At 63.2% G+C, this 14,071-nt stretch carries 11 protein-coding genes; 5 read left to right on the forward strand and 6 right to left on the reverse strand.

Annotation, left to right across the window (positions count from 1 at the left end; genetic code table 11):
• Positions 1–2 precede the first annotated feature (2 nt).
• The 3 genes from LJD17_RS05165 to LJD17_RS05175 all read right to left on the reverse strand — a co-directional run bounded on the left by LJD17_RS05165 (position 3) and on the right by LJD17_RS05175 (position 2,963).
• The gene (locus LJD17_RS05165; RefSeq protein ID WP_406600772.1) at positions 3–1,604 is read right to left on the reverse strand and encodes an arylsulfatase; all 1,602 of its coding nucleotides are present in this window, start codon (positions 1,602–1,604) and stop codon (positions 3–5) included.
• 482 nt (positions 1,605–2,086) lie between these two features.
• Positions 2,087–2,578, reverse strand: coding sequence for a hypothetical protein (locus LJD17_RS05170; RefSeq protein WP_227383091.1), 492 nt, complete (start codon positions 2,576–2,578; stop codon positions 2,087–2,089).
• 100 nt (positions 2,579–2,678) lie between these two features.
• The gene (locus LJD17_RS05175) at positions 2,679–2,963 is read right to left on the reverse strand and encodes a hypothetical protein (protein WP_227383092.1); all 285 of its coding nucleotides are present in this window, start codon (positions 2,961–2,963) and stop codon (positions 2,679–2,681) included.
• 371 nt (positions 2,964–3,334) lie between these two features.
• Here LJD17_RS05175 and LJD17_RS05180 point away from each other — a divergent pair, with 371 nt between their 5' ends.
• Both LJD17_RS05180 and LJD17_RS05185 read left to right on the forward strand, forming a co-directional pair.
• Positions 3,335–5,218: an ATP-binding protein gene (locus LJD17_RS05180; RefSeq protein WP_227383093.1), complete on the forward strand. Its 1,884-nt coding sequence runs from the start codon at positions 3,335–3,337 to the stop codon at positions 5,216–5,218.
• A 128-nt stretch (positions 5,219–5,346) separates the two neighbouring features.
• Entirely contained in the window at positions 5,347–5,979 is a 633-nt protein-coding gene (locus LJD17_RS05185; RefSeq protein WP_227383652.1) for a response regulator, read from the forward strand.
• 678 nt (positions 5,980–6,657) lie between these two features.
• On the opposite strand, the gene LJD17_RS05190 is transcribed toward LJD17_RS05185, so the two are convergent.
• Positions 6,658–7,881: a lanthionine synthetase C family protein gene (locus LJD17_RS05190; protein WP_227383094.1), complete on the reverse strand. Its 1,224-nt coding sequence runs from the start codon at positions 7,879–7,881 to the stop codon at positions 6,658–6,660.
• A gap of 466 nt (positions 7,882–8,347) precedes the next feature.
• Complete coding sequence (locus tag LJD17_RS05195; protein ID WP_227383095.1) at positions 8,348–8,764, reverse strand: MerR family transcriptional regulator; 417 nt, start codon at positions 8,762–8,764, stop codon at positions 8,348–8,350.
• A 72-nt stretch (positions 8,765–8,836) separates the two neighbouring features.
• Between LJD17_RS05195 and LJD17_RS05200 the strand changes: the two genes are divergently transcribed.
• Positions 8,837–11,122 carry a heavy metal translocating P-type ATPase gene (locus tag LJD17_RS05200; protein ID WP_264478275.1) on the forward strand — a complete coding sequence of 762 codons (2,286 nt, stop codon included), beginning with the start codon at positions 8,837–8,839 and terminating at the stop codon, positions 11,120–11,122.
• 315 nt (positions 11,123–11,437) lie between these two features.
• On the opposite strand, the gene LJD17_RS05205 is transcribed toward LJD17_RS05200, so the two are convergent.
• Positions 11,438–11,872: a hypothetical protein gene (locus LJD17_RS05205; protein WP_227383096.1), complete on the reverse strand. Its 435-nt coding sequence runs from the start codon at positions 11,870–11,872 to the stop codon at positions 11,438–11,440.
• Positions 11,873–12,481: 609 nt separating this feature from the next.
• Here LJD17_RS05205 and LJD17_RS05210 point away from each other — a divergent pair.
• The gene (locus LJD17_RS05210) at positions 12,482–12,955 is read left to right on the forward strand and encodes a GNAT family N-acetyltransferase (protein ID WP_227383097.1); all 474 of its coding nucleotides are present in this window, start codon (positions 12,482–12,484) and stop codon (positions 12,953–12,955) included.
• 465 nt (positions 12,956–13,420) lie between these two features.
• Positions 13,421–13,957 carry a hypothetical protein gene (locus LJD17_RS05215; RefSeq protein ID WP_227383098.1) on the forward strand — a complete coding sequence of 179 codons (537 nt, stop codon included), beginning with the start codon at positions 13,421–13,423 and terminating at the stop codon, positions 13,955–13,957.
• Positions 13,958–14,071: the final 114 nt, after the last annotated feature.

Consider the following 14,071-nt stretch of genomic DNA (forward strand, 5'->3'; position numbering starts at 1 on the left):
AGTCATTGGCTCGGGTGCGTCGAAGCGTTTTTCAGCTCATTCATGACCTGATCCAGGTTGTAACTCGCCGGATCCTGAAGCGGGGGGAACTCCCTGTAGGATTCCAGCTCCCTCAGCCACAGCGCCTGCCCGATCGGCAGCAGGTTCCAGTCGTACACCCAGGCCGTGGCCGGCGCGGCGAGCGCGCCTGCCATCCAGAAGTTCGCCTTCTTCCATTCGCCCATACCCGTCTCGAACGGATCGCGCTTGAGGTTGACCATGCCGGCCGCGAACTGAGTCTGGACGCCCGGGACGTTGAATCCCAGCGCGGTTTCGGGCGCGATCGCGAAATACATCTTCCAGTTCTTGTATCGCACCGCCGACGGATGGCTGCTGGAATAGTAGAAGAACGTGTCGCGAGCGGACTTGTCCGAACGACCACTCAGGTATTCGGTCTGATCGACGCCGTCGAGCTTGGTCTTGAGGATGCCTGGATAAGCGCCAGCCATGATCCGCTTGTTCAGCCCATCGCCCTTGTCGCCGCCGGCGATGTTGACAAGCGTGGGCAGCCAGTCAAGCGATGCGAAGATGCCGTCCTTGACCGTGCCGGGCCTGATCACGCCGGGCCAGCGCATGAGTGCCGGGGCGCGCATGCCGCCTTCCCAGGTGGTCATCTTCGAGCCCTTGAACGGGGTGGTGCCGCCGTCCGGGAAAGTGAACGTCTCGGCTCCGTTGTCGGTGGTGAAGACGACGATCGTGTTGTCGAGTTGACCCATCTCCTCAAGCTTCTTCAGCACGTAGCCGATATTATCGTCCATCTGCTTCATGCCGGCTTCGTTGACGCCCCAGTCCTTGCCACCAGGCTCGCCCACCATCGCCATGTACTTGTCCGACAGCACGGTCGTGATGTGCATGCGCGCGGGGTTGTACCAGACGAAGAACGGCTTGTTGGTCTTCCTCGGGTCGTTGCGGTCGAGGAAGTCGATGACCTTGGCCGAGATTTCCTCGTCGACTGTCTTCGAGCGTTCCAACGTCAGCGGGCCTTCGTCTCGGCACATCTGATTACCCGGAGTGCCGTCGGACGATCTGCACGCGATCACCGGCCGCGGTGGTGTCAGGCACGGGGTGGTTCTCGGATCGACCGCCGCGGGATCCTGAGCGAGGCCAGGGATCGGCGTGTTGCGGCAGGCCGGCGCCACCGTCTGCTGGGTCGGCGTCTTGTTGATGTCGGGGAAGCTCACGCCCTGCATCGCGTCGAGGTGATAGAGGTAGCCCCAGAATTCCTGGAATCCGTGCGCCGTCGGCAGTGCATCGGTGTGGTCGCCGAGATGGTTCTTGCCGAACTCGCCGGTGTTGTAGCCGAGATCGAGCAGGAACTTGGCGAGCGCCGGCGTGCCGGGCCGCAGATAGGACGGGCTGCCGGGCAGTTGCGGCGGGATCATGCCAGTGCGCAGGGGATTCATGCCGGTAAAGAAGGCATTGCGACCTGCCGTGCAGCTCTGCTCGGCGTAATAGGTCATGAACTTCGCGCCTTCTAGCCCGATCCGATCGATGTTGGGTGTCTCACCCACCATCAGACCCTGGTGGTAGATGCCCGGTTGCATCCAGCCGATGTCGTCGCCCATGATGAACAGGATGTTGGGCTTCTGCTGCGGCGTCTGGGCCGTGGCCGGACCTACTGTCGCGGCGGCAATCAGGGCCGTCGCCCCGATCAGCGCAGCCCTTGTCTTCGTCCGGCAGACCTTGAATTTCCCGTCTGACGGCCGTGAAGACGCACGATCACTGTTCATTGGTTGCTCCTCTCTGATGATGCACCGGAAGCCGAGATGACTCATGGAACTGGTGACTGGAACTGGCGACTGGAACTTTCGATCGGCTGCGGATGGCGCGGCAGGACGGTGATGCATGTGCGAATCCAATTCTTCGGAGCGGGTGCGCCTGGAACCCGCGGACTCGAGAAGGAATCTCTGTGACATAGCCGTAACTCCCGTCCTGACATGCCGATCGTGTCGGCCCTTTGCGCCGCCAACGGTACGAAGGTCTGCCCCGAAAACCATTGGGGCAGAGCATGATCGTGCGCCCTTGCGGGACCCAGTCCCGGCCCGGATTACTTCGGGGCTGTGATGGTTCCGGTGGTTGGCGTGATGCTGTCGCGGGCAAGAGCCGCCGCTTCCATGAGCCGCCGTTCGTCCTCCGCCGTCAGCCGCGGTCGGTCGATCGTGAGCTCGCCCGTAGCGCTCCGGCCAAGACCACTTATGTTGTCGAAGGTCACAGCGTGCCTGCACGGCGTCAGCGCATCCGTTCCCTCCCAGCGCTCGCGCTTGAGATCAAGCAGGTTCCACGTGTACGTGGGCATGCACACGTGGGTGTACATGGGCTTGCCTTTCAGCAGGTAGAGACCCCAGTCGGAGGTGACCGGCGCACCGAAACCGACATTGATCTTGCCGCCGAAGGGCTGCGGCGGGGTCGGTAGGTAGCGGCCGTCCATGGTGGTCGCGTCGGTAGAACCGGGAACTCCGGATGTCTGCTGGGCCTGCGCGCCGGAAAGCGCCGGAATGCCGATGGAAGCGACAGAAAGGACGAGGCGAAACGCTTTCATGGCTTTCTAATCCTTGAAACCACCGAGGCACAAGCGGCATTCACACAAACGGAACGCTGGCATACGGCCGCCGTGTTGCCCGGCCGTCGCGAACATGGCGTCAGAAGTCGTCGGATCCATCCTTGCAGCGGTAGCCGATGAAGCATTGCGGGTTGTTGGAGCTCGGAACCCAAGCCGGCTCGGGAAACTGGTCGACCAAGCACTCCGCTCCGCTCCTGACGAAGCGGGCATAGGTGGTGGGTCCGGTATCGAGGACGACGGCACCATCTCGCAGGACGAGCTGACGGTTGGCCCCACAGGTTCGCTGCGACGTCGGCGGCCCCACCTGCGCGATCACAGGGGTCGCAACCGCGACGAAAGCAAGGATTGTCAGCACGGATTTCATCGCTGCTTCCTCCCCTGGTTCGAGACGTCGGCACGTCGGCATTCATCGTGCGGCGACAATGTCTTGTAGCCGCCGCGCTCGGGCTCAAAGGCCGGACCTGATCGTTCGAACGGCCATTGATCCCGCCCGACGCGTCGCGAAAGCCCGGCCGAAGGGATGCTCCTCACGGGCCGAATGGCACCGTGAGGCGATAGCCCTGAGGCGTGTGCTTGCGACAGTGCTTGCGACCTGGCGTCTCTCCTGGCAGCCCATAGTATCGTTCAGTGTCCCGGTACCGGGCTATTGGGGTCTGTCCTGAAAATGTGGGAGGCAAACCCTGATTTGCGCCGTTCGGCGCCGACAGCCGTGATGGAGGCCGCCGAGGCCGACCAATGCCTGACACGCTGACGGTGCCGATCACGGGTCGACAGCAAACAGGCTCAGGGTTTAACCTCGGCAACTGGATCGGGGCTGCCCGTCGCGCTCCCTGTCCCGTTGCGTTGCCCTTGCGGCCGGAGGTCGTCGTGGTGACCCAGGGCACCGCCCCGATGGTTGTGCGATCCCCCCAGGGCCCGCTGCCGCGTCTGCGGAGCCGGCTTGCCCTGATCTTTGCCGCCGTGATCCTTGTCACGTGCCTCGTCGCGGCGACACTGATGCTCACGATTGCGCGGAATGAACGCCAGGCGATTCACGATCGCGTCGTGAGTGCGGCAGTCGCGCTTTCCTTCGGGTTCGACCAGGAGGTAGCAGCCGGCAACGCCCTGCTGAAGGGCTTGTCCTCGTCGCCGGCTTTGAAGTCCGGCGACGCGAAGGGCTTCTACGACCAGCTTAAGGCAACAACGCTCCCGGAAGGATCCTGGCTGATCCTTCAGGATCTGGAGGGGCAGGTCGCCAATACGCTCCGCCCCTTCGGGTCACCACTGCCCAAGCACCGCGACTTCCCAAATTACCAGGAACAGCTCGATCGGATCCGGGGACGTGGCTGGTCCGTGTCGGGTCGCATGGCAAGTCTCCTAAAGCCTGGAACGACGGCCATCGCTCTCAGTCTCAGGTTCGATGAGGACGATGGAGCGATGAAGGGTTTCATCACCACCGTGATCTCGCAGGAGCGTCTCGGTGCTATTCTCGACGACCAGAAGGTTCCCGAGGAATGGACGCGGGGTCTCTACGATCGCAAGCTTCAACCCATCGTAACAGGACGAGGGGGTACGACGTCGTCACACATTCCCATGCCGGATGCCCTTGCGGCGCACCTCTCCACCACCGGCGGGAACGAGACGGTCGACGGCTTTGTCGAAGGCGTCGATGAGCGCGGGATTCCGGTCCTGATCGCATACCGCAGTTCCGGGGCGACGAACTGGACGACGCTGGTCGCGGTTCCGCTTGCCCTGGTCGACGCACCGGTCACGGGAGCTCTGCAACAGATCGCCGGAATGGCGACCTTCCTCATTCTGGCAGGCGGTCTTGCGGCCCTGTTCACGGCCCGTCAGGTGGAGCAGCCTCTCCGGGTGCTGTCCGATCAGGTCACAGGAGCGAAAAGGCAGGTCAGCGAGCTGTCCAGCCAATTGCTCGCATTGCAGGAGGACGAGCGGCAGCGGATTGCCCGGGAGCTGCATGACTCGACAGCCCAGCACCTGGTCGCCGCGAACCTCGGTCTCGCGGGCCTTGAGCCGGAGGTCCGGCACAGTTCGCACGGCCGCAAGGTCTTGGCCGACGTCGAAAACCTTCAAAGCGCGGCGCTCCGGGAGCTTCGCATCTTCACCTACCTGCTGCATCCTCCGAACCTGGCTCATGATGGACTCCAGGCGACCTTGCGGGACTTTGCCGAAGGCTTCGCCAGGCGCGCGGGGCTCGACGCAAGGATCCGGATTCCCGAGGAGGTCGATGATCTGACGCCGGACCTTCAACGTGCCGTCCTGCGGGTGGTACAGGAGGCTCTCACCAATGCCCACCGCCATGCCGGAGCCTCCCGCGTGACAGTGGATGTCTGGATCCGGTCCGGACGGCTGCTGGTCCGGATTCGCGACAACGGACACGGGATGACGGACCGGGATCGTCCCGACGGTCCCACCCGGCTCGGTGTCGGCATCGCGGGCATGCGCGCCCGCCTCGAGCAGTTTGGCGGCGGATTGCGGATTCGATCCGGTCCGGGCGGCACATCGGTCATTGCGGTTGTGCCGGTTTCGGCCACCGCTCGAGCCCTGGCCCAGGCGCGGCGCATGCTCGATCCATGGCTCCCGGGCTCGACCAGGATCGATGGCGAGGCCTCCTCCTGATGTTTCAGGGTCTGCATCCAGCAGATTCAGGGTTGTACTCAGCTGGGTTCGGAAGGCCGGGTGGTGTATCCTGCCTCGGGTTCCGGCTTGCCGGAAAAGCCGGGGCCACCGCCGAAGGACGTTGCATGATGACGCGCATCCTGATCGCCGACGATCATGACGTGGTCCGCTCCGGCGTGCGGACGATCCTGGAGGGGCACGACGGCTGGAGCGTGGTCGGCGAGGCCCGGGACGGCAAGGACGCTATCGCCCAGGCTCAGGCGACCCGGCCCGACATTGTCATTCTCGATTACGGTCTTCCGCTGGTGAACGGGGTCGAGGCCACCCGCCAGATCCGCACCCGCGTGCCCGGCGTGGAAGTGCTGATCTTCACCATGCACGACACCGACAGTTTGGTGCGGGATGTGCTCGAGGCCGGGGCCCGAGGCTTCCTGCTCAAGTCCGATGCCAAGCAGTTTCTCGTGTCGGCGGTGGAGAGCCTGGCAGCCCATCGCCCGTTCTTCACCGGCAAGGTCTCCGAAGCGCTGCTCGAAACCTACCTGTCCAGGGGAGCCGCGAACGAGTCGGCGCTGAGCTCACGGGAGAAGGCCGTGGTGCAGCTGATTGCCGAAGGCAGGACCAACAAGCAGATCGCCAATATCCTCAGCATCAGCACCAAGACGGTCGAGACCCATCGCGCCCTGGCCTTGCGCAAGCTCAACCTCGATACCACCGCCGCTCTCATCCGTTACGCCATTCGCAACAAGCTCGTGGAGTGCTGATCATGCCCTTTGGACCGTGGCGCTACCGGCTTTCAGGCGGGGCTTGCCAGTGGCGTGAGAACGGTTCGTCTGCGGGCATGACGTTATCAAGCAGCCGCGAGGGGCCGCTTGTAGCATCATGTAGTTTACGGGATGGCGATCAAGGCGAGCGCCTGGATCAACGGCTGCTCTGAAGATGTTTCCGCGGGCTGTTTCGAACGCACGTTACAGTAAGATACTTCCTTTTCGCCGTCGCTCCGCCGATGATGGCCTTCGCGGACCGGGAACACGCCGTCACTCGTTCCAGCTCCGAGTCGGCAAAGGAGAAGTCGATGCTCGTCAGACTGCCATTTTTCTTGATCCTGTCGCTCCTGGTCTCCGGTTGCGTGTCGAGCACGTCAAGCAGCCGACCGCCGAATTATGTCGAAGCGGGGCTCACCCAGAGCCCTCTCCCGCGAGGATCGATGGTCGCGTCGCCGGATCTGCCCAGTGCCATTGGTGGTCCCGAATAGGCCGCTCCTTCCACCGGGCGCCCATTCGGGATCCAGCATCGGCCTCCAGCCGCGCGGATGATTTTGTCTGCATGCCGGTCACCGCGGATCGAACGGTGACCGGAAGGCAATCGGCTGCCTTCCGGCAAGGCTCTCATCGACATTCAGGTTGAGCCGACACATCTATGAGCCCGGCCCGATGCCGACTTCAGAGCACATCGAACGTCGGAAATCTGGCGGTTGCGCGGACGCATTCCAGTAGGAAGCACGCCAACCCAATATCGCCCGTCCAGAGCGAAAAGCGCCGCTGGCCGAAGTGGGCGGCCTCCATATCGCTCTGCTTGATCGCGTGCATCGCAAATAGGCGAGCTCTGTCGAGCCACATGCCGTCGCCGGTCCGTTCAAACAGTTTAAGGAAGGCAAAGCCGTTTCCGGCCGTTCCGTGACAGAGGTTCGATCCTTTCGCCAAAGGACCGGCTTTCCAGGTCAGTTCACCGCCGCCGAGGAGCAGTTCGTCAATGGGCTCGTCAAGTCCGGCCAGGGCAGTGACCATTCCAGGTGCCCCATGACAATGTTGTACCAACGCGGGAGCCCCGCTCCGAGCTGTTCCGGCCACCGCGCCCCAATTGACGCCCTCGGAGCTTCTGATCGCAGTCACTTCGAGTGTCCGCGCGATCTGAGATGAGAGCCGAGCCCAGCGTTCTTCGCCCAAATAATCCCCCCCCTTAGTGAGGGCGTAGGCATTTCCGGCATACCCGTGCACGGGACCGAGATATTGTGCGCTCCTGCCATATAGAACCTGTGTCCACATGTGAGCGCCCAACGCCTCGTCAGGGTGGAAGGAATCCTCGAGCGCCTTGGCTCCGGCGCGGTAGAGATCTTTCCACTGCGAGGCGCCGGTCGATCGATAGAGCTCGAGAGCGCACAACATCGTGCCGGGAGCTCCCCACATCAGCTCCAGGGCTGGATCGTCCGTATTCGCGGCGATCCTATCCGCCAGCAGCGGGAGGACTTCGTCCGACCCCGAGGTCTTCCATTGGGTGAATAGAATGCCGGAATCGCCCAATAGCCAGGAGCGGGTCTGCCAGCCTGGTCCGAGAGCGTTACGCCAAGCCTCTTCTTCCAAGACCTGGCGGTTCCGGTTGTAGATTTCCGGCAAGAACTCGGAGAAGCACCGGCCTGGCTCTGCCGCGCCCTCCCTGACGAGATGATCAAGTCCCCAGATGACGCCCGCGGCCCCGAAATAGAGAGGTGCATGCGGACCCCGCTCGTCTCCCTCGCGATCATTGGGGTGGATCTGCCACAGCCCTTGCGACGTGAAGCTTTCGCGGGTGTCTGCAACGATCCGCTCGATGGCGTCCTGAGCTTTGCCACAGTCCCAAGCCGTGACCTCGAGAGACTGGTGCCGGGCCGGGTCAAATAATGCCGCCATCGCCTTCGCCACCTCACTTCAAACACACCGTGGGCAACGCCATACATGACCTTCCATAACCCCCCAACAGCGCCTTGCTCCGATAAAACGACATCCCGACCGTCCACGGATTTCCCGTGAGAGCGCTGGAGCTCGCTGCAAATCCCACCCGTTAAAGCGCCTCGCCCACTGAGAGGCGCAGGGACGCCGGGCTGCCTGTTCGGCCCTTGCCCCGAGGAAGGCGGCTCCGGCCCGGCTCGCAGAGCACAAGTACCCGGAGGAGATAAGGGTCATGACAGGCCATCAGGCGTCAAAGGCGGTCAAGCGCATCGCCCCGCCACGCCGCTCTTCACGTGCCCTCGCCCGCGTTGCCCTAGGTGATGATCGGAACAATACCGTTGCCTTGCAGCAGTTCACGTTCAGGGCGACAGCCTCCCGGCCGTCCGAACAACCCGCGCTGCACGATGATTGCGCGCAGCGGGCCGGATCAGTGCTCCGCGTGCTGGCACTGTCCGTGGTCGGCCAGCACCTCGATGATCCGGCATTCGGATATCTTGCGATGATCGCAGGCAACCATGGCCTCCAACTCGTCCCGCAGGGCCGTGAGCCGGACGATCTTGTCCTTGATCTCCGTGAGATGGGCCTTGGTGATTTCATGGACTTCGCCGCACGAGCGGCTCGGCGCGGCCGTCAGATCCAAGAGCTGCCGGATGGCGTCGACCTCGAAACCCAATTCACGGGCATGGCGGATAAAGTTGAGCCGACGGACATCATCGGAGCCGTACCGCCGCTGCTGCCCCACCGTTCGCGCCGGCTCGGCCAGCAGGCCAATCTGCTCGTAGTACCGGATCGTCGGCACTTTCACCTGGGTCTGCCGCGACAGCTCGCCGATCGTCAGGGACATGGAAGAAACCTCTTGAACCTCTAGCCGCTAGAGGATGTAGCCTCCGTCCGAATCAATGTGAAGAGGTTTGTCATGTCTGAGGCAACCAACCCGCCCAGCGGCCCTGAAGGCGGATCCGAAGCCCTGCTCGCGCGACGCACCCGCTACCGGGTTTCGGGGATGGACTGCGCCTCCTGCGCGGCCAAGATCGACAACGCCCTGCGGCGTGCCCCCGGCGTGGGCCGCGTCAATGTCTCAGTCCCCGCCGGAACCGTGACGGTTGACCACGCCGACACGGTCATCCCGGCCGCACTCTCCAAGCGGATCACCACGCTCGGGTACAAGGTGATGGAGCAGGAGCCGACGACCTCCCACGAGAATGGCCATCACGACCATGGGCATGGCCCCGGTTGCGGCCACGACCATGACCATGACCACGATCACCGGCACGACTCCGATGAGGAGCCTGCGGCCGGACTGCACGGGCACCTGCACGATCATGGTCCCAGCGACGTTTCTTGGTGGAAAAGCACGCGTGGCCTTCTGACCATCGCCTGCGGCGCCGCGCTCGTGGCGGCCTACCTCGTCGGGCGGGCGGTGCCGCAGACCGGGCACTGGACCTTCATCCTCGCCATGGCCGTGGGCCTTGCGCCGATTGCCCGGCGAGCGCTCGTGGCAGCCCGCTTCGGCACTCCGTTCTCGATCGAGATGCTGATGACCATCGCAGCCGTCGGCGCCGTGATCATTGGCGCGACCGAAGAGGCCGCTATGGTGGTCTTCCTGTTTCTTGTCGGCGAGCTGCTGGAGGGCGTCGCCGCGGGACGTGCGCGCGCCAGCATCCAGGGCTTGACGAAGCTGGTGCCCAAGACCGCGCTCCTCGAGCGCGACGGCAGGACCGAGGAGGTCCCGGCCGAGATCCTCGCCGTCGGGTCGATCATCCTCGTACGGCCCGGCGACCGGGTTCCGGCCGATGGCGAAATCGTCTCGGGCGAGAGCGCCGTCGACGAGGCTCCGGTCACCGGGGAGAGCGTGCCCAAACGCAAGGGTGCCGGGGACAGGGTGTTCGCCGGCACGATCAATGGCAGCGGCGCTTTGCGCGTACACGTCACCGCGGCCGCGCAGGACAACACCATCGCGCGCATCGTGCGGCTCGTGGAGGAGGCGCAGGAGAGCAAGGCTCCGACCGAGCGCTTCATCGACCGCTTCTCGCGCTACTACACGCCCGCCGTACTGGTCGTCGGCGCGTTGGTCGCCATCGTGCCACCACTCACCGTCGGCGCCTCGTGGAGCGAGTGGGTCTACAAGGGCCTGGCGATACTGCTGATCGGGTGCCCGTGCGCGCTCGTCATCTCGACCCCTGCCGCCATCGCCGCCGGCCTGTCGGCCGGGGCCCGTCGCGGCCTGCTGATGAAGGGCGGAGTCGTGCTGGAGAACCTCGGCAAGGTCACCATGGCGGCCTTCGACAAGACCGGCACGCTGACCGAGGGCAAGCCCAAGGTCACCGATGTGATCCCGGTCGGCCGTTCGGAGCCGGAAGTCCTGTCACTTGCCGCCGCCCTGGAGATGGGGTCGAGCCATCCGCTCGCCACCGCCATCCTGGCCAAGGCCGCGGAGGCCGGACTCGCAGTGACTCCGGCGGCGAACGCCGGCGCCGTCGGCGGCAAGGGCGTGACCGGCAGCGTCGGCGGCGTGTCGCTCTTCCTCGGCTCGGCCAAGGCCGTTGATGAGAGAGTTCCCCTCACGAGCGAGCAGACGGCCCGCATCATCGCGCTGAACGACGAGGGCAAGACCGTTTCCGTGCTCCTCGCCGCGGATCAGGTGGCCGGGATGATCGCCATGCGAGACGAGCCACGGCCTGACGCCAAAGCGGGCCTCGATGCCCTCAGGAGCGCAGGTGTGAAGGCCCTGATGGTCACCGGCGACAACCGCCGTACGGCCCAGGCCATTGCCGGCAGTCTCGGCATCGAGCCGCGGGCAGAACTGCTGCCGCAAGACAAGCAGGCCATCGTGCGCGAACTCCAGGCCCAAGGCTTCGTGGTTGCCAAGATCGGCGATGGGATCAACGATGCCCCGGGCCTGGCCGCTGCCGATGTCGGTATCACCATGGGCGGCGGCACGGACGTAGCGCTGGAGACCGCCGACGCCGCGGTGCTCCACGGGCGCGTCCTCGACGTGGCTCGCATGGTGCGCCTATCGCGGGACAGCATGGCGAACATCCGCCAGAACATCACCATCGCGCTCGGCCTCAAGGCGGTGTTCCTGGTGACGACTATCCTCGGTATCACGGGCCTGTGGCCGGCGATCCTGGCGGACACCGGGGCGACGGTGCTGGTCACCGCCAACGCCATGCGCCTGCTCGGAGCCGGAGGACGGGTGTGACGTTGTCGCCCTGGATGTACGAGCTGGGGGTGAACAGGGGCCGTCTCACCGACTTTGCCGCAGGTCGGCTTCGAACAGTATGGCGAAAGGAAAATCTCGCTTCTGCAAACTTTCACCCCGATAGCCATGACAGCATTGTCCGAGGCGCTTCACCTGCACGCGCAGGTGGACTGGCTGCGAGGCCGGGCAGCCTCGGCAATGATGCTTACTGAACGTGCCCTTCCGAGTTTCCGGAACGAGGGCGGGACTGCGGGCAGAGCCAAGGCGCAATGCAGTTCTGGACGTCCTGCTACTGGGTTCTGACGGGCGGAGCCGTCATTGGCGTAGCCCAAACTGGATCTCGATCTGATTGTCCCTCAGATCCGGCCCCTGCCAACGGTGGTAAATCTCGCGGCTCTCGCCCGAGAGCACGTGTCCGGCGGACGTGATTGATCGGAGCAAAGGACCATACCCATCAGAGAACAAATCTTGGAGTGGCCCATTGTATCGACCCGACGCGCACAGAATCGGCGCGAGGGACTTGAGAGCATAATTGCCTTGATAGGGAATGCCGGCAGACACCGGCAGGCAGAATTCGACCCTGAACTCTGTGTGCTGGTCCGTTGGCAGATCATGGGACACGAAGATCCACGGGCCGTCGATCAGAAACCCATGCTGCTCAGCCTCCCTCAGCAGGGCGGGACAAAGCTGCGCGCTCGCGTGTGCGATCATAGGGATCGTGATTGTCCGCTCGGCACTCAGCACGGTCATTCGACAAGTTGTCTTGATATCCAAAGCGGATTCCTCTCCCTCAACCTCGACCCGGTGTATAGTCCAGTCAGTCGGCCCGCTCCATAGGTGGGGTTTTTCAGGACTCGCGATGAGCGTCCCGCGCGCAAACTCGATTTCTGTGATTATCCTGGTCTGCTCGGTTCGATACGGCAAGCTCATGGACGAGCGGGTGTTGAAGGCTTACCTGTCGCTGCTCCGCAGTGGTCGCGTGCGCATGAACCTGCTTGCTAATCGGATCCGTTGCGCGAAAAGCCGTTCGCCTCGATTGCGATACTGCTTGGTTCCCAGCGGGAAATAGGCTTGATCCACTTCCCTTCGGCCCATTCGTCTCCGGTTGGCAAAGGGCCGTGACTCATGTATCTCGATGCCAGTCCGAAATCATTCCAGGGAGGCGCGCTATGACTGAATTATACGACATATTCGCGCTCGCTGGATTAAGGTATTTCTTCAACCGGTAGGTCCTGCGAGCATCGCTGGAAGCGCATTGCCACGTCGTATTGGTCCGACGAACGTCGTTGGCTGCGCAGATCTAATTATCCACGTGTCAAGATTGGCGCAACGTCAAGCGCCATCACAGGAACTGCTATCGTGAAACATGAAGAACAGCCTTACGCTGTCAAAGCAGCTTTGATTGCTGTTGAAAAACTGCACCGCGATGAACACGATTGTGTTCGTTCATTGCGCGTGCCTGCCAACCAGTCTTCGTTCGTTGCGAGCAATGACGATTCACTCGAAGAGGCCGAGGACAACCCCGCCTGCGTACCACTCATCATTCGCGCGGCAGGCAAACCAGTCGGGTTCGCCATGTATGCTCTTGATGAGGACGATGGAAACTATTGGATCTATCGCCTTATGGTTGACGCCCGTTTCCAGGGTAACGGATACGGACGAGCTGCACTCATGCAGATCATTAGGATGCTGGCGGAGCACGCGGGCTGCTCATGCGTCGTTTTGGGGGTGAAGCCCAAGAACGAGCGAGCGCGTCGTCTCTATGAGGCTGTTGGCTTTCGAGCCACAGGCGACATCATAGAGGGCGAGATCGTGATGAGGTACGAGGTCTAACCTCCGACGGCCGAGGGCTGCGACAGCCTCCCTCGGCCGTTCGCTCGGACTGGCAGGCGCCGGAGGGAGCCGAGGTCCTTCCGCTGAGCCGCTGGCGGGCAGCAATTCCAATGCTGCATATCCGCCCAGATTGAGAGCCCTCTCCTTAGGGGCCACCCGAACGGAAAAACATATTCGCGGGTCGTTTCGGTCGATGGCCGCGCCGAACCCGGTATTTCTTGACTGATGTTGCCGGGTTGTCGCTTCGCCCGCCTGAGTGACGAAGAGCCTGATCCCAGCACGATGGCGCCACGCTCACCCTGGCTGATAAGATTGAACGACCTCATGACGGACCGAACGAGCGTACCGCGCTGGCTGGTATCGCCCAGACCTCTCGGGGACGCTGAGGAGATCCGAAGGATCTGCCTGAACGGTTGCGACACGGCCTGCAGCAACTTGAGCCCCGCTTCGAGTGGATCAAACCCATTGACCCTCCAGAATCCGAACTTCGCCGGCCTTGCTGCCCCGTTTGGTCAAGTGGACGTCCCGTTCTGTCAAGCTGAGCGCTGGCCTTTGTGGAAATCTGTTGGCATCGACGGAACCATTTCCGTAGCGATTCCGGCCGCCTGGAGAGAAGCAATGCAATTCACATCGATCCTGTCGCTTGGCGCGATCAGTCTGGCCCTGGCCGCGTGCCAAACCCAGCAGCAGGCAAATCAGAATAAAGAGAACCTGCTCGCGGCAGCCGGCTTCACGCTTCAGCCCGCCAATTCACCGGCGCGGATTGCCGCTATGAAAAAGCTCCCGCCCAACAGGTTCGTTCGCCAGACATCGGGTGGAACAGTCGTCTATGTCTATGCCGATCCCGCCGGGTGCCAGTGCGTCTATTTCGGCGACCAGACGGCGTGGTCGAGCTACCGTGCCGCCGTCTTTGCCAAGCAATTGGCCGATGAGCAGCAGATGACCGCGATGATGAACCAGAACGCCTTCGACTTCGGGCCGTGGGGCCCCGGCTTCTGGTAGGTCGTCCCTCGCAATCAAATGCGCTGAGCTGATACAGGCCTTATGGCGATCAGGAGCCCGGATGTGCGCCGGACGTTCGTCAATCTTGCGAAGGCTGCAGCTGAAGATGCCGAG

It is taken from the genome of Microvirga rosea, from assembly GCF_020595095.1.
Lineage (GTDB): Bacteria > Pseudomonadota > Alphaproteobacteria > Rhizobiales > Beijerinckiaceae > Microvirga > Microvirga rosea.